Below are 254 nucleotides of genomic sequence, written 5' to 3' on the forward strand. Positions count from 1 at the left end.
GAGTTTATTTTCTATTAAAAATTTGATGCTTTTGTTTAGCATTGATTTTGATAATTAAACAGTTAGACATTGGTATTAGAACAATACCGAATACAGTAAATTATCCGCATAGCGAAGCCATAGGATAACAACCTCTAAAAGTTTAAAAATCAAATTAAATAAGTCTCGTCAATCTTGAAGATTTGCCTGTCGACGAGTGGCGGTTTGTATGCTTCAAAAGAAGAAACATTTTTATCAATATTTTCATAAAGATT

1 pseudogene is annotated in these 254 nt (G+C 29.1%); it reads right to left on the reverse strand.

Annotation, left to right across the window (positions count from 1 at the left end):
* Positions 1 to 149: 149 nt before the first annotated feature.
* A pseudogene (locus tag ACRHNM_RS17410) lies at positions 150 to 254 on the reverse strand (HYC_CC_PP family protein); the annotation flags it as partial.

The organism is Psychroserpens mesophilus, from assembly GCF_050617655.1.
Taxonomy (GTDB): Bacteria; Bacteroidota; Bacteroidia; order Flavobacteriales; family Flavobacteriaceae; genus Psychroserpens; species Psychroserpens mesophilus_A.